This is a genomic window from Variovorax sp. GW821-FHT09B01, from assembly GCF_059418345.1.
Window position 1 is genome coordinate 78,913 of record NZ_JBWKPQ010000005.1, and the last position, 23,309, is coordinate 102,221.

Sequence of the window (23,309 nt, forward strand, 5' to 3'; positions counted from 1 at the left end):
CCCCGCTCTCAGGGCATGTCGGCGAGCCGCCGGATCGCCTCGACCGCGCCGGGATTCTCGAGCGCCGAGAGGTCGCCCGGCGGCTGCCCCGCAAGCACGCGGCGGATGACCCGGCGCATGGCCTTGCCATTGCGCGTGCGCGGCAGATCGTCGACGCAATGCACGACCGCTGGCCGGAAGGGCTTGCCGAGGGCAGCTTCGATCGCGGCGGCCGCGCGCGCCGCCAGGTCGTCGCCGTCCGGGGATCCATCCCCCGCCGACTGCGGTACCAGCACCAGCACCAGCTTCTGTCCCTTCACCGGATCGGGCAGGCCGACCGCGGCGGCGTCCTTCAGCGCGAGCTCGGCCAGCAGCACGGCCTCGACCTCGGCCGGCCCGAGCCGCTTGCCCGCGATCTTGAGCGTGTCGTCCGAGCGGCCGAGCACGAAGAAATGGCCCTCGCCATCCTCGTAGACCAGGTCGCCATGCACCCAGCGGCCCGGCACCGCCTGCCAGTAGGCCTCGAGGTAGCGTGCATCGTCGCGCCAGAAGCCCTGCGTCATGCCCACGAAGGGCTGAGCGATGGTCAGTTCGCCGGGCACGCCGACCACCCGCGCGCCCGTGTCGTCGGCCACGAAGGCCTGCACGCCCGGCGAGGCGCTGTTGAAGCCCGAGGCCTTGATCGGCCGCACCGGCACGTTGGCGAGGATGGCGCCCGATGCCTCGGTCCCGCCCGTGTAGTTGATGAGCGGCAGCGCGCCACGACCGAAGCGGCGAAAGAACCACTCGAAGTGCTCGGGATCGAGCACCTCGCCGGCCGCCATCAGCACCCGCAGGCTGCGCAGGTCGCCCCGCGTGGCCGCGTCCGCATGCGCCGCCAGGCTGCGGATCAAGGTGGGCGAAGCGCCGAAATGCGTCACGCCATGCCGCTCGATCATCGCGGCGAAGCGCGACCAGTCGGGGAAGTCGGGCGCCCCGTCGTAGCACAGCAGCGTGGCGCCGGCGATCAGCGCGCCGATGACCGTGATCGGCCCGACGATCCAGCCCATGTCCGAAGGCCAGCACCAGGTGTCGCCGGCACGCAGTTCGAAATGGAAGGCGCTGTCGTGCGCGATCTTGAGCGGAAAGCCGCCATGCACATGCACCGTGCCCTTGGGAGCACCCGTGGTGCCCGAGGTGAACACGATCATGAAGGGATCATTCGGGTCCATCGAGACGAAGTCCGCGATCGGCTCGGCGCCGGCGAGCTCTTCCCATGGGCGGCACTCGCGGGCGCCTTCGATGGCATCGCGGTCGCCGAGCACCACCACCTGCGTGAGCACGAGCAGGCGCCCCAGCGCCTCGTTGACGGCCGCGGCCGCCGACACCCGGCGGCCACGCCGCATGAAAGCTTCGGCCGCGATCAGCATGCGCGCCTGCGCGAGCTCGAGCCGCGAGACGATGGCCTCGGTGCCGAAGCCGGTGAACAGCGGCACGCACACGGCCCCGAGCGCGGCGATGGCGAGAAAGGCGATGGCCGCTTCCGAACCCATCGGCAGCATCAGCCCGATGCGGTCGCCGGGCGCGATGCCCATCGCGCGCAGGCCGCCGGCGAAGCGGCGCACGCGCAGCGCGAGTTCCGCGTGGCTGACCCTTTCGACGCGACCGTCCTCGGCCTCCGCGATCAGCGCGGGCTGCGTCGCGCGCCCGGGATCGCAGGACCAGCGCAAGGCGCTGCGCACCCAGTTCAATCGGCCGCCGTCGAACCAGCGCGGATGCGCGGCATCGGGTGCGTCGGTGCGAAAGCGTTGCCAGGGCGCATCCCAGACGATGTCGAGCTGCGCCAGCACGTGACGCCAGTAGCTCGCCGGATCGTCCACCGAGGCCCGGTGCAGTTCGTCATAACCCGCCAGGCCCATGCGATGGGCGAGCGCGGTGAGTGGCGCCGAGGCGATGCGTTCGGCATCGGGCCGCCAGAGCGTGAGATCGGGAAATTCCATGCATCGTCCTCCGTTCCTGCCGGCTCAGCCGCCGCGCCGGCGCGCGGCACGGAAATCGGGCGCGCGTTTCGCGAGAAAGGCCTCCACGCCTTCGCGCGATTCCGCCGTACCGTAGTAGAGCGCCAGCGCCTCGAAGCCCAGCGCACCGATGGCGCGGATGTTCTCGGAGTCCGCATTGAACGAGCGCTTCGCGATCGCGATGGCGGTCGGGCTCTTCGCCAGGATCTCGGCACACCAGCGCGCCACCTCCGCATCGAGTTCGTCCGGCGCAACGACGCGGTTGACCAGGCCCATCGCCAGCGCCTCGTCGGCACCGTAGCGGCGACACAGAAACCACATCTCGCGCGCCCGCTTCTCGCCGACCACGCGCGCGAGCAGCGCGGTGCCGAAGCCCGGGTCGACCGAGCCCACCTTCGGTCCGACCTGGCCAAAGACCGCATCGGTGCTCGCGATGGCGAGGTCGCACACCGTGACCAGCACGTTGCCGCCGCCGATCGCATAGCCCTGCACGCGCGCGATCACCGGTTTGGGGATGTCGCGGATCAGGCTTTGCAGTTCGTCCATCGGCAGTCCGATGGTGCCGCGCCCGCCATAGCCGCCTTGCCCTTCGCCATGGTCGGACTGGTCGCCTCCCGTGCAGAAGGCCTTGTCGCCGGCACCGGCGAGCACGACCGCGCCGATGTCGCGGTTCCACCCGGCGCGGCCGATCGCGTGCAGCAGCTCTTCCACCGTGCGGCCGCGCAGCGCGTTGTAGCGCGCGGGGCGATCGATGGTGATGCGCGCGACGCCGTCCCTCTCTTCGTAGCGGATGTCCTCGTAGTCGACGTTCGAAACGGTGCTCACAGCGCCGCCTCCACCACCGACAACGCGGCATCGAAGGCTTCCAGCCCCTGCGACAGTTCCTCGCGCGTGATCACGAACGGCGGCGACACCATCGCCACGTTGTACCGGCCATAGGCATGCACACCGCGCTTCATCAATTCGCCGTAGAACAGCTTCATCGGCGCCGAGCCCCCGGGATGGTGCCATTCCACCAGCGGCTCGCGCGTCTCGCGGTCCTTCACCAGTTCGAGGCCGAAATGCGCGCCGAGCCCGCGCACGTCGCCGACCACCGGGTGCCTGCGCTGCAGTTCGCCGAGCCCCTCGCGCAGCCAGCCCTCGATCTCGAGGGCACGCTCGAACAATCCCTCCTCGAGGTAGACCCGCAGCGCGGCGACGCCGCCCGCGACGGCCAGCACATGGCCCGCATGCGTGTGGCCCACGTCGAACAGCTCGGTGTCGAAGTGGCTCGCCACGCCTTCGCGCACCAGCACACCGCCCAGCGGCGTGTACGAGGAGCTGGCGCCCTTGGCGAAGGACATCAGGTCGGGCAGCACGCCGAGCCGCGTCGCGGCGAAGGCGGCGCCGGTGCGGCCGAAACCGGTCATCACCTCGTCGTACACCAGCAGGATGCCGTGTCGGTCGCACAGCGCGCGCACGCCCTGCAGGTAGCCCTCGGGATAGATCACCATGCCGCTCGATCCCGTCATCGGCTCGAGCACGATGGCCGCGACGTTGTGCGCGCCCTCGTGCGACAGCACCTGCTCCAGATGCTGCAGCGCGCGCCGCGATTCCTCGGCCGGCTCGCGCGTGTGGAACGGGCTGCGGTAGGGATAGGGAGTGAAGAACTTCACCATGCCCGGCAGGTTCGGCAGCGGGTCGCGCCAGCGGTCCACGCCCGTCAGCGCGCTGCCGCCGATGGTGCTGCCGTGGTAGGAGCGGTAGGCGGTCAGCACCTTGGGCCGCCGCGTGACGAGGCGCGCGATCTTCACCGCATCGTCGTTGGCCTCGCCGCCGCCGCTCGCGAAGTGCACGCGCAGCCCCTCGCTCCAGGGCGAGATGCGGTTCAGCAACTCGGCGTATTCGGCGCGCACGTCGTTGAAGTAGCTCGAGGCCACCCAGCACAGCCGTTCGGCCTGCTGCTGTATCGCGCGCACCACCTTCGGATGCCCGTGGCCCAGCGGCACCGCCACGTAGCCGCTGGTCATGTCGAGGTAGGCCTTGCCGTTCGTGTCGTGGAAGTGGCAGCCCTTGGCATGCGTGATCACGGGCGGGTTGAGCCCGCCCTGTACCGACCACGACACCAGCACCTGCCGGTAGGCGGCAGGCAGGCTCGCGTTGGCCTGGCCATGGATCTGAAGGTCCATCGTCTGTCCTCTGTGTTGTTGCGTGAAGAAAAGTTGAAGCGGATCGCTGCGATGAAGCATAGGAATGCAGGTCCACGCGGACAAACCAAAGCTTTGGGGCCTGAGCCGCAAAGCAATTCGCGCTCGCCATGTCCCGTCGATCGCCCTTCCCCACGCATGAACCTGGAGCGATAGCCATGGCACGCCAGCTTCCCCCCATGCTGTCGGTGCGCGTGTTCGAGGCCGCCGCGCGCCATGGCAGCTTCGCCAAGGCCGCGTCCGAGCTCTTCGTCTCGGCCGGCGCGGTGGCCCACCAGGTGCGGCAGCTCGAGGACTGGCTCGGCCTGCCGCTGTTCCTGCGCACGCCCCGCTCGGTCGAACTCACCGACGCCGGACAGGCCTACCTGCGCGGCGTCGCGCCGCTGCTCGAGGAACTCGAACGCGTATCGATGCACTGGCGCCAGCATGCGGAGGGCGCCAGCGAGGTGACGGTCAGTGCCATGCCCTCGTTCGTGACGCGCTGGCTGATGCCGCGGCTCGGTGATTTCCGCGCCGCGCATCCCGCGGTCGAAGTGCGCGTGCTCGCCGCGGTGGCCCCGGTGGACTTCGCGCGCGATCGCGTCGACGTGGCGATCCGCCTCGGCACCGGTCCCTACCCTGGCATGGAGGCACAGCCGCTGCTGCGTGAGGCCTTCCATCCCGTCGCGAGCCCGCGCTGGCTGGAGCGGCACGGCATGCCGGCGTCGCCGCGCGATCTGCTCGACACGGTGCTGCTGCACGACGAGTTCGAGCCGCGCATTCCCGAACAGATCAGTTGGGAGGCGTGGTTCACGGCCCAGGGCGTGCCACCCGGGGCATCGCTGCGGCCGGCGCCTGCGTTGCGCTTCTCGCACAGCTATCTCGCGCTCGATGCCGCGGCCGCGGGGCAGGGCGTCGCGCTCGCGTCCGACGTGCTGGCACGCGACGCGCTTCAGCGCGGCGAACTGGCCCGGGCCTGGCCCGACGATCTGCCCGGCCCGTACCGCTACCACCTGCTGTGCCAACGCGGCGCGCGGGACCGGCCCGCGGTCGCGGCGTTCACGCACTGGCTTCGCGCGGCGGCCGATGCTTTCTGAAGACAGCACGCGGGCGTTTACGTAGCATGTGCCGATGCAAGCTCCCCACGAACCTTCGCTGAGCCCGGCCGCACTGGCCTTCCTGCAACAGGCCGGCCTGCCCTACCGCCTGCACGCCCATGCCCCCGTCGTCTCCTTCGAGGACGCGCGCACGCTGCTGCCCTTCGAAGCCGGTGCGATGGTCAAGTGCCTCGCGTTCCGCCTGCCCGACGGCCGCTACCTGCTGGCCGCGCTGCGCGGCCAGGACCGCGCCGACTACAAGCGCATCGCCGATGCCTTCGGCGTGCGCCGCGCCGACCTGCGGCTCGCGGCCGACGAGGAGCTCGCCACCGACCTGCAGATGGTGCCGGGCGGCGTGGCACCGCTGCCGGTGGGCGGCGCGCGCGTGGTCGTCGACGAGGCGGCGGCGCGCCTGGTCACGCTCTACTGCGGCACCGGCCGCAACGATTCCACGCTCGAGATCGAAACGGCCGCGCTGCTGCGCGCCACGGGCGCAGGTGTCGCGCCGCTGGCCAAGCCCTGAGCTACGGCCTATCGCTCACACCTTGTCAGCGCAGCCAGCTCGCCGGCACGGTGATGAGCTGGGGGAAGAGCACGAACAGGAACATCAGCGCGGTGAGCGACAGCAGGAAGGGCCACACGCCCTGGATCACCTGGTCGAGGCTCACGCGTGAAGTACCGGCCACCACGTTGAGCACGGTGCCCACCGGCGGCGTGAGCAGGCCGATGGCGTTGTTCATGATGAACATCACGCCGAAGTACACGGGGTCGATGCCGGCCTTGTGGATCACGGGCATCAGGATCGGCGTCATGATCAGCACGGTGGGCATCAGGTCGAGCGCGGTGCCCACGATGATCACCAGCACCATGATCACGAACATCAGCAGGATCTTGTTGTCGACGAAAGGCTCGAGCAGTTCGCTGACCTGCGCCGGGATGTTGGCGATGGTGATGAGCCAGGCCGACACCAGCGCCGCGGCCACGAGGAACAGCACGGTGCTCGAGGTCTTGGCGGCGCTGAGCACCAGCTCGGGCAGGCGCGGCATCTCGAGCTCGCGGTAGACGAAACGGCCCACCACGAAGGCATAGACCACCGCCACCACGGCGGCCTCGGTGGGCGTGAACACGCCGAACTTCATGCCGCCGATGATCACCAGCGGCAGCACCAGCGCCCACACGCCATCGAGCAGCGCGCGGCCCAGGCCGCCGGCGCTGAAGCTGCGCACCGCGACGTTCTTCTCCTTCTTCGCGCACAACCACCAGGTGGCGGTGAGCGTGAGCGCCATCATGATCCCGGGGAACAGGCCGGCGAGGAACAGCTTGGTGATCGAGATCTGCGCCACCACGCCGAACACCACGATGGCGATCGAGGGCGGGATCACCGGCGCGATGATGCCGCCGGCGGCGATCAGGCCGGCCGCGCGCGGCACGTCGTAGCCGGCCTTGCGCATCATCGGGATCAAGAGCGCCGCGACCGCGGCGGTGTCGGCCACGGCCGAGCCCGAGATGCTCGCGACGACGGTGGCCGCGATGATGGCCACATAGCCCAGGCCGCCGCGCACATGGCCGACCAGCGCGTCGGCCACCTTGACGATGCGCGCCGACAGCCCGCCCGCGTTCATCAGCTCGCCCGCGAGCATGAAGAAGGGCACCGCCATCAGCGGGTAGTTGTTGACGCCCTCGAGCATGTTCTGCGCGAGGATCTGGGTGTCGAAGTTGCCCAGGTGCACCATCAGCGCGACGCCGCAGACGAGCAGCGCGAAGGCGATGGGCATGCCGAAGGCCATGGCCCCGAGCAGCGAGGCGATGAAGACGAAGATGGTCATGGATGTCCCGTGTTCTTTTGGTTCGCGCTCATTCGCCCGCGCTGCCGGTGTCGTTGACCAGCTCCTCGCGCGCCATGCGGCCCGTGCAGAGGCGCCACAGCGAGCCGACCAGCATCAGCGCCATGCCCACGCTGCTGACCAGCAGGCAGGCATAGACCAGGCCGATCGGCACGCCGGTGACCGGTGCGCGGTCGTCCATGCCGATCACCACCAGCTTCCAGCTGCCGTGCGCGAGCAGCAGGCAGCAGGCCAGCGCGCCGAGATCGGCCACGCCGCGACAGAAGCGCTGGCCGCGCTCGCCGAGCCGCGCGACCACGGTCGACATGCCCAGGTGCGCGTTGTCCTTCATCACCAGCAGCGCGCCGATCAGCGTGAGCCACATGAAGACGAAGCGCGAGGCTTCCTCCGAGAACACGATGCCGGAGTTGAAGGCGTAGCGCAGCACGACGTTGCCGAACACGAGCGCGACCATCACGGCCATCATCGCGATCATCAACACGTTGGCGCCGCGCTCGAAGAGGCGGGAAAGCATGGGGAGTCTCCTGTTGTAGTTGGTTCTTGCACCCGGTCGCTTCAGCGCCCCGGGCCGGCCGGGTCGATGCGGTAGAAGCGCAGGGCGTTGCCGCGCCAGACCGCGTCGCGCGCCGCGTCGTCGAGGCCGTCCAGCCCCTCGGCCACCGCGCGCACCACCTCGGCCATGGGCGCGCGCAGGCCCGACACCGGCAGGTTGCTTGCGAACATGCAACGCTCTGCGCCGAAGATCTCGACCGTCTCGCGCACCACGCGCACATTGCTGTCGGCGCTCCAGGGCGCATCGGGCAGGCCGAACTCCGAGAGCTTGACCATCACCTCGGGCAGCACCGCAAGCGCCTGCATGCCGCGCCGCCAGTGCGCGAGGCCGGCTTCGCTGCGGTCCCAGGGCAGGCCTGCATGCTCGATCGCCACGCGCAGGCCCGGAAAGCGCGCGACGGCCTCGGCCGCTTCCTCCAGGTGCCAGTAGGGCACGCGCACGTCCCACAGCAGGCCGTTGTCGCGCAAGAGGCCCAGGCCCGCGCACCAGCGTTCGTCCTGCAGGGTGCCGGGCTCGCCGCGCACGCTGTGATCGGGGCCGCGCGAGATGCGCGGCTTGCAGCGCACGCCGCGCACCAGCGGCCATTCGGCCTGCGCGCGCATCTGGGCTTCGGCATCGCTCGCGAGGAATTCGACATTGGCCACCACGGCATTCGGAAAGCCGTGTTTCGCGTGGACCGCATGCAGCCAGCGCGTCTCGGCCAGCGACTCGGCGCGCGAGCGCTCGGCCTCCACATGCACCGTGGCCGCCACCGGCAGGCCCTCGGTGGCGGCACGGTAGTCGGTCACGCCGAAGTCGCGCCGCAGCACCGCGTAGTCGCCGAGGAAGAAGGCCCCGGCGTCGTAGCCGTCCTGCAGCCACGGGAAATGGCCCTCGCCCAGGTGCCACAGGTGGTGGTGCGCGTCGACGATGGCGGCGGGAAGCACGGCACTCACGGCTGCGCGTCCATCGCCTTGAGCACCGCGTCGCCGTTCTTCTCGACGTACATCCTGCGGGTCTCCTCGCGCACCACCTGGCGGATGCTCGCGACGTCGGGCGTCTCGTTGATCTGCATGCCCTTGGCGCGCAGCTGGGCGATGGCGTCCTTCTCGCCGTCGTTGTTGAGCTTGCGCTGGAAGTTCGCGGCCGCCGCGGCTTCCTCGAGCATCGCCTTCTGGAACTCGGGCTTGAGCGCATCGAAGCGCGCCTTGTTCATGATCACCACCAGCGGCGTGTAGGCATGGCGCGTAAGCGAGAGGTACTTCTGCACCTCGTACATCTTCGACGACAGCATCAGCGTGGGCGGGTTCTCCTGCCCGTCGACCGCGCCCGACTCGAGCGCGCCGAACACTTCGGCGAAGGGCATCGGCTGCGGGTTCGCGCCCAGCAGCTGGAAGGCCTTGAGGTGCGAGGGATTGGGCGTGGTGCGGATCTTCAGGCCCTTGATGTCGGCCGCGCCGTTGATCGGCCGCTTGTTGTTGCCCAGGCTGCGAAAGCCGATCTCCCAGAAGGCCAGGCCCTTGATCTGGTGCGTGCCGAGCTCGTCGAGCAGCGAGCGGCCGACCGGGCCGTCGAGCGTGCGGTAGGCCTGCTGCGCATCGGCGAACTGGTAGGGCAGGTCGAGCGCATTGAGCTTGGGCGCGAGGCCGGTCACGAAGGGGTTGCCGGTGGCGCCGATGTCGATGGTGCCGCTGCGCACGCCGGTCACCAGCGTCACGTCGTTGCCGAGCTGGCTGTTGGCGAAGACCTGGATCTCCACCGCGCCGCCGGTGCGCTCCTTCACGCGCTTCGCGAACTCGAGCGCGGCCTTGTGCTGCGAATCGCTCTCGGGCACGGTGTGGCTGAAGCGCAGCTTGACCGGCGCCTGCGCCGCGGCGCCGCCGGCGCCGAGGCCGAGCAGCGCGGCCAGCAGCGCGCCGGCCAGGGACCTGAAATTCCTGTGCATGGTTGTCGTCTCCTGTCGTTGAAATTCGGCGAAGGCACGCGCCTTCCGGGGGCCGCCGCTCAGACCGTGACCTTGGCTTCCTTGACCACCTTGGCCCACTTGTCCTTCTCGGTGCCGATGAACTCGGTGAACTTCGCGGCGCTGCCGCCGCCGTCCTCGGCACCGTAGCTCGCGAGCTTCTCCGCCACGTCGGGCATGGCGAGCACACGGTTGAAGTCCTCGTTCATGCGCTGCACCATCGCGGCATTCATCTGCGCCGGTCCGACCAGGCCGTACCAGGTGCTGGCGTCGAAGCCCGGGTAGCCGAGCTCGGCCACGGTGGGCACCTCGGGATGCGCCTTCGAGCGCCGCGGCCGCGTCTGCGCGATCGCCACCAGCTTGCCGCTGGCCACGTGCGGCGTGGCCGAGGTCATGGTCTCGAAGCTGTAGTCGATCTGGCCGCCGATCAGGTCGGTGAGCATCGGGCCCGAGCCGCGGTAGGGCACGTGCAGCGCATCGACGCCCGCGCGCAGCTTGAAGAGTTCGATCGCCAGGTGCTGCGAGGCGCCCGCGCCCGAGGAGCCGAAGGTCACGGTGCCCGGCTTGTCGCGGCACAGCGCCACCAGGTCCTTGACCGTGCGCGCGGGATTCGAGGGGTTGCAGATCAGCAGGTTCGGCGTGACGCCCACCAGCACCAGCGGCGTGAAGTCGCGCTCCACCACGTAGCCCAGCGTGGGATAGAGCGCGGGCGCGATCGCATGGTTGCTGATGTTGGTCATCAGCAGCGTGGTGCCGTTGTTCGGCTGCTTGGCGACGTACTCGGCGGCGATCACGCCGCCCGCGCCGGCCTTGTTCTCGACCGTGACCGGCACGCCCCACAGCGTGGCGAGCTTCTGCGCCATCACGCGCGCCATCACGTCGGTGCCGCCGCCGGGCGGAAAGCCGACGACGATGCGCACGGGCGTGGTGGGCAGCGGCGCGGTCTGCGCGCGCACGGTGGCGAAAGGCAGGGCCGCGCTGGCGGCCAGTGTCGATGCGATGAAGCGGCGGCGTTGCATGGCGTTGTCTCCTTGTGTTCTTTTCGAGGCTTACATCGACTCGGCCAGCAGGGCCTGGTAGTCGGCCACGCTGGCTTCGCGCGGATTGGTCTTGTGGCAGTGGTCCTTGAGCGCGCCCTCGATCACGCGCGGGAACAGGTCGGGCGAGACGTCGAGCGCGGCCAGGCCGCTCGGCAGGCCGAGGCGCGCGCTCATGGCCGCGACGGCCGGCGCCACCTCGTCGCCGCCGCCCAGCCCCATGGCCTGCGCCATGCGCGCGAGGCGCTCGTCCTTGCGCATCGACTCGGCCTGCGCGTTGAAGCGGATCACGGCCGGCAGCAGGATCGCGTTGAGCGTGCCGTGGTGCAGGCGCGGCGCGATGCCGCCGAGCGAATGGCTGAGGCTGTGCACGCAGCCCAGTCCCTTCTGGAACGCGAGCGCGCCCTGCATCGAGGCGCTCATCATGTTCAGGCGCGCCTCGCGGTCGCCGGGCGTGGCGGTGGCGCGCTCGATGTGGCGCCAGGCGCGGCGCAGGCCGTCGAGCGCGATGCCGTCGGCCGGCGGATTGAAGGCCGGCGCCATGAAGGTCTCCATGCAATGCGCGATCGCGTCCATGCCGGTGGCGGCGGTCAGCATCGGCGGCAGGCCCAGCGTGAGCTCGGGATCGCACAGCGCGACGCGCGGTACCAGGTGCGGCGAGAGCACGCCGACCTTGCGGCCGTCGTCGAGGATCAGCACCGCGCCGCGGCCGACCTCGCTGCCGGTGCCGGCCGTGGTGGGCACGGCGATCACCGGCGCGGTGGCCGCGGTGATGCGCGCCACGCCGCCCTCGATGGCCGCGAAGGACTTCAGCGGCCCCTCGTGCGTGGCGCACACGGCCACGCCCTTGGCGAGGTCGATCGGCGAGCCGCCGCCGACCGCGACGATGCCGTCGCAGCGGTGCTCGGCATAGAGCGCCACGGCAGCGCGCATCGCGCGCTCGGTGGGGTTGGAGGGCGTGCCGTCGAACACGACGAATTCGCGGCCCGCGCCGAGCTGCGCGGTCACGCGTTCGAGCACGCCCGCGGCGCGCACGCCGGCGTCGGTCACGACCAGCGGGCGGCGGATGCCGAGGCGATCGCACTCCTGCGCCAGCAGCTGCACGGCGCCGAAATCGATCTGGATCTGGGTGATGTAGTTGATGAGCGCCATGCGCTGGTTCCTTGTCTCGGCGGTGGTCCGGGGTGCCGGTGTCTCGCTCGAAGCGGCACCGGTCGTCGTGGGCCGCGAGTCTAGGAACGGGTGCCGGGGGCGGCAACGTGGATTTACTTGAAGTCCGGGCGAGAAAAATTCACAAGCCGCGGGCCCTGCCGGGCGCGAGTTTTTCTTGAAGACCGCCCCAGTTTTTTTCGTTTGGCCGCGCGCGGGCCGCTCCCTAGACTTCGGCCCGTTCGCAACCCGCCCCCTACGAAAGAGACAAGCCGACATGACCTCGCTCATCCTGGTCGAGCGCGACGACCTCATCGCGACCGTGACCCTCAACAAGCCCGACAAGATGAACGCCATGGACCAGGTCATGTGGCAGGGCCTGGCCGACGCCTTCGCCGAACTCTCGGCCGACGACGAGCTGCGCTGCGTGGTGCTGCGCGGCGCCGGCGGCAAGGCCTTCTCGGCCGGCGCCGACATCGAGGAGTTCCAGCGCAGCCGCGCCAATGCCGCGCAGGCGGCTGCCTATGCCGAGGTCACGCATCGCGCGATGCATGCGATCGCCACCAGCAAGCACCCGACGCTCGCGGTGATCGAGGGCGCCTGCGTGGGCGGCGGGCTCGAGATCGCCACCGTCTGCGACATGCGCATCTGCGGCAGCTCGAGCCGCTTCGGCGTGCCGGTCAACAAGCTCGGCCTGGTGATGTCGTACGGCGAGCTCGGCGGGCTGGTCGACCTAGTCGGCGGCGCGACCGCGCTCGAGATCGTGCTCGAGGGCCGCGTGTTCGATGCCAAGGAAGCCTTCGAGAAGCGCCTCGTGAACCGCGTGGTCGACGACGCCGCGGTGCTCGAGCAGGGCTATGCCACCGCGCGGCGCATCGCCAACGGCGCGCCGCTGGTGGCGCGCTGGCACAAGAAGTTCGTGCGCCGGCTGGCGCAGCCCGCGCCGCTGTCGGCCGAGGAGAGCGCCGAGGCCTACGCCTGCTTCGACACCGAGGACTTCCGCATCGGCTTCCAGGCCTTCCTGGCCAAGGGCAAGCCGGTCTTCACGGGCCGCTGAGCCCGCCACCCTCTTTCCAGATCCGGAGTCCCCGCGTGACCCTTCCCCTTTCCCGCATCAAGGTCCTCGACGTCAGCCAGATCATGGCCGGCCCCTTCTGCTGCATGCTGCTCGGCGACATGGGCGCGGACGTCATCAAGGTCGAGACGCCCGGCATCGGCGACCAGACCCGCCGCTCGATGGGCTTCCGCCTCAAGGGCGCCGACAGCGGCGGCTTCCTCGCGCTCAACCGCAACAAGCGCAGCATCGAGATCGATCTCAAGAACCCGGCCGGCCTCGAGGCCTTCTACGCGCTCGTGAAAGAGGCCGACGTGCTGGTCGAGAACAACCGCCCCGGCGTGGCGGCGCGGCTGAAGATCGACTACGAGACCCTGCGCCAGCTCAACCCGCGGCTGGTGTACGCGAGCATCTCGGGCTTCGGCCAGACCGGCCCCTGGGCCAAGCGCCCGGGCCTGGACCTGATCGCGCAGGCCATGACCGGCGTGATGAGCGTGATGGGCCATCCGGGCGAGCCGCCGGTGAAGTCGGCGATACCGCTGGCCGACCTGGGCGCGGGCCTGTTCGCGGCCTACGGCATCCTCAGCGCAGTGATCGGCCGTGGCCTCACGGGCGAGGGCCAGTTCGTCGACGCCTCGCTGTTCGAGACCGCGCTGGGCCTGTCGGTGTGGGAGTCGGCCGAGTATTGGGGCACGGGCCAGGTGCCCACGCCGATCGGCAGCGCCAACCGCATGAGCGCGCCCTACCAGGCAGTGCGCGCCTCCGACCGCCCCTTCGTCATCGGCGCGGCCAACCCCAAGCTCTGGACCGCGCTGTGCGGCGTGATCGGGCGCGAGGACCTGGTGCGCGACGCGCGCTTCACCGACAACGTGCTGCGCATCCGCAACCGCGTCGTGCTGATCGAAGAGCTCGAGCGCGAGTTCGCGCGCCGCACCGCCACCGAATGGGTCGATGCGCTGCTGGCCGCGGGCGTGCCGGCCGCGCCGATCTACGACTACGCCGAAGCCCTGGCGAGCGAACAGGCGGTGGCGCGCAACATGGTGCTGAAGATCCAGCACCCGGTGGAGGGCGAGACACGCGCCCTGGGCTTTCCGGTCAAACTCGGCGGCACGCCGCAGCAGGTGCGGCATCCGGCGCCGCTGCTGGGCCAGCACACCGAGCAGGTGCTCGGCGAGATCGGCATGACGGCCGAGGACATCGCCGCGCTGCGAAGCAACGGCGCGTTCGGCGCGGCGCATGCCGCGGCCGACGCGACGGCGGACTGAGACACGCAAGAAACACAACGAGACGGAGACAAGACCATGCAGGAAAGCACCATCGACCTCTCGCGCCGCCGCTGGCTCGGCGCCATCCCCGCGCTTTCGGGCGCGCTGTTGCTCGCGCCGGGCTTCGCGCGGGCGCAAGGCGGCCCCTATCCGCACAAGCCGATCGAGCTGGTCGTGCCCTGGCAGGCCGGCGGCGGCGCCGACGTGGTGGGCCGGGCCTTCGGCGCGGCGGTCGCCAAGTACCTGCCGCAGCCGGTGGTCGTCATCAACAAGCCCGGCGCCAGCGGCGTGCTCGGGCTGGGCGACGTGGTCAACGCCAGGCCCGACGGCTACCGCATCGTGCTGTCGTCGACCGAGCTGACCTTTCTCAACCACCTGGGCCTGGCGAAGTTCTCGTACAAGGACCTGCGCCCGATCGCTCGGCTCAATGCCGACCCGGCCGCGGTGGTGGTGCGCGCCGATGCGCCCTACGCCACGCTCGAGCAGTTCCTCGAGGCCGCGCGCAAGGGCGACGCGAACATCCGCGTGGGCAATGCGGGCCACGGCTCGACCTGGCACATGGCGGCTGCCGCGCTGGCCGAGAAGACCGGCGCGAAGTTCAACCACATCCCCTATGCAGGCGGCGCGCCCGCGGTGCTGGCGCTGCTCGGCGGCCACATCGACGCGGTGACCGTGAGCACGGCCGAGGTGTCGAGCTACGTGGCCGCGGGCAAGCTCAAGGCGCTGGCCGTGATGGCCGACCGGCGCGTGGCCGACGGCTTCGAGAAGATCCCGACACTCAAAGAACGCAACATCGACCTGTCGATCGGCATCTGGCGCGGCCTGTCGGCGCCGCGCGGCACGCCCGACGACGTGATCGCGGTGCTCAAGGGCGCGGTCGCGAAGGCCGTGAAGGAACCCGCCTGGCTCGAGGCGCTGACCAAGCTGCACTTCAGCACCGACACCTACGCCGACGATGCCGCGCTCGAGGCGGTGATGGCCAGGGAGAGCGAGTTCTTCAAGGCGCTGGCGGGCAAGATCAACCTGTCGAGCTGAGGCACGGCGCACGGCCGAGAATCGCGCGATGGCTTTCGAATTCAGCGAACCCTTCGTCGACGCGCACCAGCACTTCTGGAAGCTCGATGCGCATCCCTATCCCTGGCTGCAGGGCGAGACGGTGCCGAACTTCCGCTACGGCGACTACTCGGCGCTCAAGCGCAACTACCTGCCGGCCGATCTCGCGCGCGACACGCGCGGCTTCGCGCCGGCGCGCACGGTGCACATCGAGGCCGAGTGGGAACGCACCGATCCGGTGGCCGAGACCCGCTGGCTCACCGGCCTCGCGGCCGCCGAGGGCCGGCCCTCGGCGATCGTCGCGCATGCGGCGCTCGATCGCGGCGACGTGGCCGAGGTGCTCGCGGCGCAGGCCGCGTTCGCGCTGGTGCGCGGCATCCGCCACAAGCCGGTGACGGCGCCGTCGGCCGCCGAGGCCGCACGCGGCGTGGCGGGCTCGATGGACGATCCGCGCTGGCGCGCGGGCTATGCACTGCTCGAGGCGCATGGGCTCTCGTTCGACCTGCAGGCGCCGTGGTGGAACCTCGACCAGGCCACGCAGCTCGCGCGCGACTTTCCGCGCACGCTGCTGATCCTCAACCACAGCGGCCTGCCCGCGGACCGCAGCGCCGAGGGCCTCGCGGGCTGGCGCCGCGCGCTCGAGCGTCTGGCCGATGCGCCCAACACCGCGATCAAGATCTCGGGCCTGGGCCAACGCGGCCTGCCATGGACCGAGGAGGCCAACGTGCCGCTGATCCGCGACGCGATCGCGATCTTCGGCGCGTCGCGCTGCATGTTCGCGAGCAACTTCCCGGTCGACAGCCTGGTGGCCAGCTACGAGACGATCCTGCGCGGCTTTCTCGCGGCCATCGCCGGGCACTCCGACACGGAACGCCGGCGGCTGCTGCACGACAACGCCGTGCGGCTCTACCGACTCTGAGCCGCCGCCTCGTCCTTCGCGCGCTCTTCGTGCACCCATGACACGAAGGCCGCGATGCGCGCGTCGGCGGCGCGGTCCTGCGGATAGACCATGAAGTAGGAGAACTCCACCGGCAGCGTGACATCGAAGGGCCGCACCAGCAGGCCGTCGGCCAGGTCCTTCATCACCCAGTTCTTCTTCACCAGCGCCACGCCGAGCCCGTCGACCGCGGCGGCGATCACCAGGTGGCTGGGCCAGAACGAGGGGCCGCGCGTCACGTCCACGTCGCTCACGCCCGCATGCTCGAGCCACATGCCCCAGTCGGGATTGCTCACGTCGCTGTAGGTGCTGTTGTCGTGCAGCAGCACGTGGTGCTTGAGGTCGGCCGGCGTGCGCAGCGGATGCTCGCCCTGCATCAGCGCCGGGCTGCAGACCGGGAACACCTCGACCGGCAGGCACAGCTCGGAGTGCAGGCCCGGGTAGATGCCGCGGCCGTAGCGCACCGCCATGTCGAAGTCCTCGCGCGTGAAGTCGACCATGTGCTTGGAGGTCGATATCTCGAGGTCGATGTCGGGGTAGGCCTGCATGAAGCGGCGCATGCGCGGGATCAGCCACTTGACCGCGAAGGTCGGCGGCAGGTTGATCTTGAGCGAGGGCGTGCCCTGCGACTGGCGCAGCTGCTGCGTCGCGTACATCACCTGCTTGAAGGCTTCCTGGATGCCCGGCAGGTAGGCCTTGCCGGCGGCGGTGAGCGCAAGCGACTTGGTGTCGCGCACGAACAGCGCGATGCCGAGGTTCTCCTCGAGCGTCTTGATCTGGTGGCTCACGGCCGAGGGCGTGACGAAGAGCTCGTCGGCCGCGCGCGTGAAGCTCAGGTGCCGCGCCGCGACCTCGAAGGCACGCAGCGGATTGAGCGGGGGAATGGGGCGCGACATGGTGGACGGATTCCTTCGGGAGCGGGCACGGGACGGGGGCCCGGGGCCTTCAATATTTTCTACGCAATGCTTCGAGAAAAACTCGTTTGCCGCGCCGCGCCGCGATTCCTAGACTGCCCTTCACACCGACGCACGGCCAGTCGGGACAACGTCAATTGACGCTCAACGCTTTCGGACCAACCCCCATGAACCCAGAACTGCGCGCAGGCGCCCTCACCCGCCGCGAACTCGTGATCGACCGCCCGCGCACCGTCGACTTCCTCGGCGAGGACCTGCGCATCTATGCCACGCCCGAGCTCGTGCGCGACGTCGAGCAGACCTGCCTCGACTTCCTGCTCGACCACGTGGGCGCGGGCGAATCCTCGGTCGGCACCGCGATCGCGCTCAAGCACGTGGGCGCCACGCTGCTGGGCCAGCCGGTGCGCATCGAGGCGCGCGTGCGCGCGGTCGACGGCCGCGGCGTGGACTTCGAGTTCAGGGTGCACGAAGGCGACAAGGAGGTCGCGAGCGGCACGCACAGCCGCTTCGTCGTCGACGTCGCGCGGCTGCGCGCCAAGGTGCACGCGGCCGTCGCCAAGGACACGAACGCCTCGTGAGTTCCTGATATTCCGCGGGCCCCGGCCTGCGACTCCCCGTGCCGGACAGCGGCGCGCCAGCACTTTCGGTGCGGGCGTGCGGCCGTTCCTCACCCGCGCGGCGATAAGCCGAATCCGCAACCTGGTTGCATCTTCAAAAAGAAACGAGACAGACCGATGTTCAAGACCCTCGCCTCCGCCCTCTTCGCACTGGCCACCGCCTGTGCCTCCCTCGCCTTCAGCGCCTCGGCCGGCGCGCAGGACCTGACCGGCAAGGTCACGCGCACGCCCACCGGCTATCTGATGGTGCTGCGCAACGGCGACGACGTGCTCGCGCACCTCGAGCGCCTCGCCGTGGTCGAACAGATACCGAGCGCCAGCATCGTGGGCATCGGCTTCATGCGCGAGGCCACCTTCGGCTTCTACGACTTCGCGAAGAAGGTCTTCAACCCGAAGACCTTCAAGGACGTGGAGCTCGCCAACCTCACGGGCTCGATCGCCTGGAAGGAAGGCAAGCCCTCGATCCACGCGCACGGCATCGTGACCGACGGCACCTTCATCGGCGCGGGCGGCCACCTGCTGGGCCTGACGGTGGGCACGGGCTCGTGCGAGATCACGGTGATCCTGCATCCGCAGCGGCTCGAGCGCTTCGTCGATCCTGCGATCGGGGCGAATGTGCTGGGGTTGCATCCGGGCGCGAAGTAAACGGCATGCGGGCGTGAAAGGGGCTGGCGCGGGCCGGTGACACGGCGCTGTAACACGGCTTGCATGTTGGCTTCGTATCTTCCGGGGACCCACGACAACAACCCACAACAGAGGGATCCCCATGCACGCCACTCCCACGACGCCGCGCGCGCGGCTCGACGCACGCCGCCTGCGCTGGCTCGCCGCCTTCGCCGCGCTCGCATCATTCGCCGCCCTGCAGGCATGCAACGGCGGCGGCTCCTCGAGCAGCTTCGTTCCGGTGGCCGGTGCGCCCGCAGCGCCGCCGGCTTCCGCGCCGCCACCCGCGCCCGACGCGGCCACGGCCGACGCCAACCTGCAGGCCGCCTGGGTCGAGATCGGCGACGGCAACGCGGCCTTCGCGCGCGTCATCACCAGCTACGCCGCCCCCGCCGCCGACACGGCGGCCGATGCGAACGCCACCTGCCCGCAGATCACGGTCGACGGCAAGGCCAGCCGCATGAGCCTGCGCATCGGCTCCGGCTCGATGCCGCTGCGCACCACGGCCAGCGATCCCGCCGACTCGAAGCCTTCGGAATTTCCGGTGTCGACCTGCGAGGCCACCCTGCCCGCGGGAGCGAAGCAGGTCGCCGTCGGCAGCCGCGCGCTGCCGCTGCCCAAGGCCGAGCCGCAGCGCATCCTGGTGCTGGCCGACACCGGCTGCCGCCTGAAGAAGGCCGACAACGCCTACCAGCCCTGCAACGACAGCAGCGTGTGGCCGTTCGCTCCATTGGCCGCCACCGCCGCCGGCTTCGATCCCGACCTGGTGCTGCACATCGGCGACTACCATTACCGCGAGAACGCCTGCCCGGCCGACGTGGCCGGCTGCAAGGGCAGCCCCTGGGGCTATGGCTGGGACACCTGGCAGGCCGACTTCTTCAGGCCCGCCGCGCCGCTGCTCGCGAAAGCTCCCTGGGTGCTGGTGCGCGGCAACCACGAGGAGTGCGCGCGCGGCGGCCAGGGCTGGTACCGCTTCCTCGACACGCGCGCCTACGCCGACAAGCGCTCGTGCAACGACCCGACCAACGACAGCACGGGCAACTATGCCGAGCCCTATGCCGTCTCGCTGGGCGGCGGCTCGCAGGTCATCGTGTTCGACTCGGCCAAGGCCGGCAAGGCGGCGCTGAAGACCGACGACCCGCAATTCATCGCCTACCAGAAGCAGTTCCAGGCCGTGGCGGCGCTGGCGGCGAAGCCGGGCATGAGCACCACCATCTTCACCAACCATCACCCGATCCTGGCCTTCGCGCCGGTGGCGGGCGCGACGCCCGCGCCGGGCAACCTCGCGCTGCAGTCCGTGATGAACAACCTCTATGCGAAGGCCTACTACCCGAGCGGCGTGCACATCGCGCTGCACGGCCACGTGCATGACTTCCAGGCGCTGAACTTCGCCACCGACCATCCGGCCACCGTGGTGACGGGCAACGGCGGCGACAACCTGGACGTGGCGCTGCCCGACCCGCTGCCCGCCGGCACCACCCCCGCGCCCGGCGTGACGATCGACCGCATCACGCACCACAACACCTTCGGCTTCATGCTGATGGAGCGCAAGAAGTCGCCCGACGTGGGCTGGACCTTCAAGGCCTACACCGTGGCCGGCAAGCTGCTCGCCACCTGCGGGCAGACCGGCCGGGCGCTGAGCTGCGACAAGACCGGCTTCCTGACGCCGTGACGCGGCGCTCGACGCGCTTCCCCCCGCTCGCGGGCGCCGCGCTCGCCCTGGGCGCGGCCTGCCTCGGATGGATCGTGGGTGCCGCGGGTGCCGCCCCCGGATCGATGGAAGTCATCGGCCCGGGCGGGCCCGCGAGCCAGGTGATCGAGCACATCGGCGCCACACCGAAGCTCGCCGCGCGCGTCGACCCCACGGCGGCCGTGTTCCGGCCCGATCCCGCGCTCGCGGCCCTGGGCAAGCGCCTCTTCTTCGACACCCGGCTGTCGCAGCCGCAAGGCCTGTCGTGCGCCGGTTGCCACGACCCGCTGCGCGCCTTCACGTCGACGCTGAATGCGCCATCGCTCGCGGGGCCGCGCACGCCGCAGGGCAGCCGCGCGGGCCGCTTCAGCGCGCGCACCGCGCCCTCGCTGCTGTACGTGCGCTACGTGCCGCGGCGCCACTTCTACCAGGACGACGACGCGCCCTACGCATCGCCGTTCGGCGGCCTGTTCGCCGACGGCCGCGCCGACACGCTGGCCGAGCAGGTTCGCGGCCCGCTGTTCGATCCCGACGAGATGAACAACGCCTCGCCACGCAGCCTGCTGCGCAAGGTACGCGCCACCGAACTCGCGCCGGCGCTGTCGCAGGCGCTGGGCCCCGAGGTGCTGCGCGATCCGCAGCGCATGGTCCAGGGTATCGGCCTGGCGCTGCAGGCCTACCTCCAGAGCGACGAGATGGCGCCCTTCAGCTCGCGCTTCGACGACTACCTGCGCCAGCGCACGCCGCTGGCGCCGCAGGAGATGCGCGGCCTGGCGCTGTTCAAGAATCCGGACAAGGGCAACTGCATGTCCTGCCACACGCTCTCGGACACCGCGAGCCGGCCCGAGCGCTCGCTGTTCACCGACTTCGGTTACGACGCGATCGCCGTGCCGCGCAACCTGGCGTTGCCCGCGAACCGCGATGCGCGCCACTTCGACAACGGGCTGTGCCGCACCGCCTCGCAGTTGCGCTGGCCCGATCCCGGCCAGTGGTGCGGCTACTTCCGCACCCCGGGCCTGCGCAACGTCGCGGTGCGCCAGAGCTTCATGCACAACGGCACCTTCGCCACGCTGCGCGAGGCGGTGGCCTTCTACGCCACGCGCTCGACCGATCCGGCCAAGTGGTACCACGGCCACGCCACCTTCGACGACGTGCCCGCCGCGCATCGCGCGAATATCAACGTGAACTCGACGCCGATGAACCGCCGCCCGGGCAGCACGCCAGGGCTCAGCGACGAGGAGATCGACGCGATCAGCGCCTTCCTCGGCACGCTGACCGATGCGCGCTACGAGGCGGCCATGCGCGCGCCCGGCGTTGCCGCGGTGGCGAACGCGCCCGCGACCCGGTAAAAGCGACGCGCCCAACGCTGGAAACCTGGTTTCCACGCTCATGTGAGCGCCCGACTTCGCCAGCAGCGAGCCCCCGCCCCCTCGAAGCGCATGGCATCGCCGTCGACCCCTCAGCCAACACCAGCTTTGGCTCTTCAGCAGGTGTTCGGCATGCCGAACACCCTAGCGTTCGCTCAAGCGAACTTCCCTTTCTCGGGCCAGCTGCGACGCGCGGCGTGGCAGGCCAGCACGCTCAAGATCACGAAGACGAGCGCAAAACGGTCAAAAAAGAGAATCATCTGTCCGACCACCATGAGTGGGAGAGCAGGCGGCTCATACAGTTCTCCAGCACATTGCGAGCGCGCCGCGCCGCTGAGGACGAGCAAAAGCGCGAGCGCCTTGGTCGCGCCCAATATGCGCAGCTACGAAGGTCTCACGAGGCGCCCGTCGGCTCAGAACGAGGCCGACAAGAGTTTTCGCTCGCTCGTGGCGCTCGATCGCGTGAAGACCGACACATCGATCGTGATTCCCTGAGCAAAGAGAGACCGCATACGATCGCATGGGCCCGCGGCCGCCAGCGAATGACGAGGGCGGCCGCACCGGCGGGACAGCTACCCCAGCTCCGCCAGAAGGGCGCGGGCACGGGCCAAGCACCCATCTTGCGCGCGGGACGCGGGCACGTCGGCGCCACCAGCTGCAACGATCTCCTGCAGCAGCGTGCGCATGCGCGGCGCCGCACACATCAGACGCACGACCTGCTCGAAGGTGAGAAGCCGGCCATCAGGCCCCGCGGCCAGGGCGGGACGGTGAACCTCCCCAAGATTGCGCCCCTGCGCATCGAAGACCAGCGCCCAGTGACGATCGACGCTGAGAGCGTAGCGCCACACGATTGAAGCCTGCGGTTCAAGCGGACCGCCGACACCGGGCAGACCGCCTGCGGCGGAGGGTGTGAATGGCGTACGAGGATCGGGGGTGTCCATGGTGAGTCTGCCTTTCTGAGGTGACGGGCCGGCTCCCGCGGAGCCGCCTCGACGCCATGACGGCGAGGACCGCGCGGGCGCCAGGGCCCGCCCGCAAGCCGCAGCCCGCAGCAAAGCGCAGGGACCGGGTGAGGACGGGGGCGCAGCCGCACCCTGGCGCCCGCAAGGCCCGCAGCCAGGCGTCGGAAAGAGGCGGTCCCGGGAACGGCCTGGCCACCAGGCAACGACCTGAGCGCCGCGCCTAGTACCCATCGCAGCAACCTCGGACCGCCCTCCCACAGACGCAAAGGGCAGCGCCCCTCACCAAGAAAGAGAGAAGGGACGTAGAAAAAGCAAAAAAATGCCGGCTGCCATACCGCCGGCACAAACCGACCGCTCAGGCCACGATGCGGCCCGCCAGGCGCGCAGAGGCTGCATAGGCACTGAGCGGTCGCGTCGCCTGGAAGCCCACGTCCTGCTCGATGGGCAAGCGCAACGGCCCCCTCAGGCAAGCCAGCGTGTCAAGACTCACGCATCCCAGCTCGGGATAGCCCTGACCCAAATCGCACAATCCAAAGGCGATCGTCGGATCGGCGGGATCGATCTCGCTCAGCAACCACGTCGCGCCGGCATCCGGCGTGAAGAGCTTGACCACAGGTGGCGGATCGAAGAGTTCGTCGCGCGCCTCAAATTCGCGCGATGCGCGGCCATTCGCAGCAAGTCGCCGAACCTGTTCGTCGCTCAAAAAGAAGTACGAGGCATTCATGTGACGCTCCAAAGAAAGGGCGGGATTGCCCAGGACCGTCACGGTCACGCCGAAGCGCAGCGGTCAAGGCTCGAAGACGGCCGCAGGCCGCCAGCGCGCAGAGCGCGCGCAGGCCTTGACAGCGAGAACGGCGTGGCACGCTCACGGTCACGCGAGCCAGCCCCGTCCCCAGCCTCCGCCATGCCACGCCACACCTGACCTCACCAAGCACGAGGCGCAGCGAGTCGTGCACTCCACACAACGCGACCCGCGGGCCCAAAGCCCGCGCTGATCAACTACTCGCGCACAGCGCGCTGGCCA

Annotated in this window: 23 protein-coding genes; 11 read left to right on the plus strand and 12 right to left on the minus strand. The window is 70.0% G+C overall.

The genetic code is table 11. The annotated features are described in order from the left end of the window. Nucleotides 1–8: 8 nt before the first annotated feature. From AC07RV_RS17240 to AC07RV_RS17250, 3 genes are read right to left on the minus strand one after another with little or no spacing between them, the layout of a single operon-like run. Nucleotides 9–1,958, minus strand: a complete 1,950-nt coding sequence (locus tag AC07RV_RS17240) for an AMP-binding protein (RefSeq protein ID WP_492713655.1) — start codon at nucleotides 1,956–1,958, stop codon at nucleotides 9–11. Between the two features lie 24 nt (nucleotides 1,959–1,982). Beyond that, a complete protein-coding gene (locus tag AC07RV_RS17245) occupies nucleotides 1,983–2,801 on the minus strand; it encodes an enoyl-CoA hydratase-related protein (protein ID WP_492713657.1) in 819 nt (272 codons plus the stop codon). After that, on the minus strand, nucleotides 2,798–4,144 hold the full coding sequence (locus AC07RV_RS17250; RefSeq protein WP_057597089.1) for an aminotransferase class III-fold pyridoxal phosphate-dependent enzyme: 1,347 nt from the start codon (nucleotides 4,142–4,144) through the stop codon (nucleotides 2,798–2,800). Before AC07RV_RS17250 ends, AC07RV_RS17245 begins: the two co-directional genes overlap by 4 nt. A 176-nt stretch (nucleotides 4,145–4,320) precedes the next feature. Here AC07RV_RS17250 and gcvA point away from each other — a divergent pair, with 176 nt between their 5' ends. Further along, the gene (gene gcvA, locus AC07RV_RS17255) at nucleotides 4,321–5,238 is read left to right on the plus strand and encodes a transcriptional regulator GcvA (protein WP_492713660.1); all 918 of its coding nucleotides are present in this window, start codon (nucleotides 4,321–4,323) and stop codon (nucleotides 5,236–5,238) included. A gap of 34 nt (nucleotides 5,239–5,272) precedes the next feature. Next, nucleotides 5,273–5,761, plus strand: a complete 489-nt coding sequence (locus tag AC07RV_RS17260; RefSeq protein WP_492713662.1) for a YbaK/EbsC family protein — start codon at nucleotides 5,273–5,275, stop codon at nucleotides 5,759–5,761. 25 nt (nucleotides 5,762–5,786) lie between these two features. Here AC07RV_RS17260 and AC07RV_RS17265 read toward each other — a convergent pair whose 3' ends face one another. The 6 genes from AC07RV_RS17265 to gbd are packed head-to-tail and all read right to left on the minus strand — an operon-like array spanning nucleotide 5,787 to nucleotide 11,766. After that, the gene (locus tag AC07RV_RS17265) at nucleotides 5,787–7,064 is read right to left on the minus strand and encodes a TRAP transporter large permease subunit (RefSeq protein ID WP_492713664.1); all 1,278 of its coding nucleotides are present in this window, start codon (nucleotides 7,062–7,064) and stop codon (nucleotides 5,787–5,789) included. 28 nt (nucleotides 7,065–7,092) lie between these two features. Then, nucleotides 7,093–7,596, minus strand: a complete 504-nt coding sequence (locus tag AC07RV_RS17270) for a TRAP transporter small permease (protein WP_492713666.1) — start codon at nucleotides 7,594–7,596, stop codon at nucleotides 7,093–7,095. Nucleotides 7,597–7,637: 41 nt separating this feature from the next. Then, a complete protein-coding gene (locus tag AC07RV_RS17275) occupies nucleotides 7,638–8,570 on the minus strand; it encodes an amidohydrolase family protein (protein WP_492713668.1) in 933 nt (310 codons plus the stop codon). Then, the gene (locus AC07RV_RS17280; RefSeq protein WP_093352731.1) at nucleotides 8,567–9,559 is read right to left on the minus strand and encodes a TRAP transporter substrate-binding protein; all 993 of its coding nucleotides are present in this window, start codon (nucleotides 9,557–9,559) and stop codon (nucleotides 8,567–8,569) included. The genes AC07RV_RS17275 and AC07RV_RS17280 overlap by 4 nt, the downstream gene beginning before the upstream one ends. 59 nt (nucleotides 9,560–9,618) lie before the next feature. Then, a complete protein-coding gene (locus AC07RV_RS17285; protein WP_492713670.1) occupies nucleotides 9,619–10,596 on the minus strand; it encodes a Bug family tripartite tricarboxylate transporter substrate binding protein in 978 nt (325 codons plus the stop codon). 30 nt (nucleotides 10,597–10,626) lie between these two features. Then, complete coding sequence (gene gbd / locus AC07RV_RS17290; RefSeq protein WP_492713672.1) at nucleotides 10,627–11,766, minus strand: 4-hydroxybutyrate dehydrogenase; 1,140 nt, start codon at nucleotides 11,764–11,766, stop codon at nucleotides 10,627–10,629. A gap of 274 nt (nucleotides 11,767–12,040) precedes the next feature. On the opposite strand from gbd, the gene AC07RV_RS17295 reads away from it, so the two are divergent. Genes AC07RV_RS17295 through AC07RV_RS17310 form a run of 4 tightly spaced genes read left to right on the plus strand, consistent with a single transcriptional unit; the run spans nucleotide 12,041 to nucleotide 16,054 of the window. Beyond that, a complete protein-coding gene (locus AC07RV_RS17295; protein ID WP_492713674.1) occupies nucleotides 12,041–12,820 on the plus strand; it encodes an enoyl-CoA hydratase-related protein in 780 nt (259 codons plus the stop codon). 35 nt (nucleotides 12,821–12,855) lie between these two features. Next, on the plus strand, nucleotides 12,856–14,082 hold the full coding sequence (locus AC07RV_RS17300; protein WP_492713676.1) for a CaiB/BaiF CoA transferase family protein: 1,227 nt from the start codon (nucleotides 12,856–12,858) through the stop codon (nucleotides 14,080–14,082). Between the two features lie 36 nt (nucleotides 14,083–14,118). Continuing rightward, nucleotides 14,119–15,117 carry a Bug family tripartite tricarboxylate transporter substrate binding protein gene (locus tag AC07RV_RS17305; RefSeq protein WP_492713678.1) on the plus strand — a complete coding sequence of 333 codons (999 nt, stop codon included), beginning with the start codon at nucleotides 14,119–14,121 and terminating at the stop codon, nucleotides 15,115–15,117. A 28-nt stretch (nucleotides 15,118–15,145) separates the two neighbouring features. Further along, nucleotides 15,146–16,054, plus strand: coding sequence for an amidohydrolase family protein (locus tag AC07RV_RS17310; protein ID WP_492713680.1), 909 nt, complete (start codon nucleotides 15,146–15,148; stop codon nucleotides 16,052–16,054). On the opposite strand, the gene AC07RV_RS17315 is transcribed toward AC07RV_RS17310, so the two are convergent. Then, nucleotides 16,042–16,968, minus strand: coding sequence for a transcriptional regulator GcvA (locus AC07RV_RS17315; RefSeq protein WP_492713682.1), 927 nt, complete (start codon nucleotides 16,966–16,968; stop codon nucleotides 16,042–16,044). The genes AC07RV_RS17310 and AC07RV_RS17315 overlap by 13 nt on opposite strands. Before the next feature lie 185 nt (nucleotides 16,969–17,153). Here AC07RV_RS17315 and AC07RV_RS17320 point away from each other — a divergent pair, with 185 nt between their 5' ends. The 5 genes from AC07RV_RS17320 to AC07RV_RS17340 all read left to right on the plus strand — a co-directional run bounded on the left by AC07RV_RS17320 (nucleotide 17,154) and on the right by AC07RV_RS17340 (nucleotide 21,818). Then, nucleotides 17,154–17,564, plus strand: coding sequence for a thioesterase family protein (locus AC07RV_RS17320; RefSeq protein ID WP_492713684.1), 411 nt, complete (start codon nucleotides 17,154–17,156; stop codon nucleotides 17,562–17,564). Nucleotides 17,565–17,720: 156 nt separating this feature from the next. Further along, nucleotides 17,721–18,248, plus strand: coding sequence for a PPC domain-containing DNA-binding protein (locus AC07RV_RS17325; RefSeq protein ID WP_492713686.1), 528 nt, complete (start codon nucleotides 17,721–17,723; stop codon nucleotides 18,246–18,248). A 121-nt stretch (nucleotides 18,249–18,369) separates the two neighbouring features. After that, nucleotides 18,370–19,938, plus strand: coding sequence for a metallophosphoesterase family protein (locus AC07RV_RS17330; RefSeq protein WP_492713688.1), 1,569 nt, complete (start codon nucleotides 18,370–18,372; stop codon nucleotides 19,936–19,938). Then, nucleotides 19,935–21,305, plus strand: coding sequence for a cytochrome-c peroxidase (locus AC07RV_RS17335; RefSeq protein WP_492713690.1), 1,371 nt, complete (start codon nucleotides 19,935–19,937; stop codon nucleotides 21,303–21,305). The genes AC07RV_RS17330 and AC07RV_RS17335 overlap by 4 nt, the downstream gene beginning before the upstream one ends. Before the next feature lie 150 nt (nucleotides 21,306–21,455). Then, nucleotides 21,456–21,818, plus strand: a complete 363-nt coding sequence (locus tag AC07RV_RS17340) for a hypothetical protein (protein WP_492713692.1) — start codon at nucleotides 21,456–21,458, stop codon at nucleotides 21,816–21,818. A gap of 77 nt (nucleotides 21,819–21,895) precedes the next feature. Here the strand turns inward: AC07RV_RS17340 and AC07RV_RS17345 are convergent, their stop codons facing one another. Both AC07RV_RS17345 and AC07RV_RS17350 read right to left on the minus strand, forming a co-directional pair. Next, complete coding sequence (locus AC07RV_RS17345) at nucleotides 21,896–22,264, minus strand: hypothetical protein (protein ID WP_208513750.1); 369 nt, start codon at nucleotides 22,262–22,264, stop codon at nucleotides 21,896–21,898. A gap of 376 nt (nucleotides 22,265–22,640) precedes the next feature. Next, nucleotides 22,641–23,009, minus strand: coding sequence for a DUF2958 domain-containing protein (locus AC07RV_RS17350; protein ID WP_208513757.1), 369 nt, complete (start codon nucleotides 23,007–23,009; stop codon nucleotides 22,641–22,643). Nucleotides 23,010–23,309 lie beyond the last annotated feature (300 nt).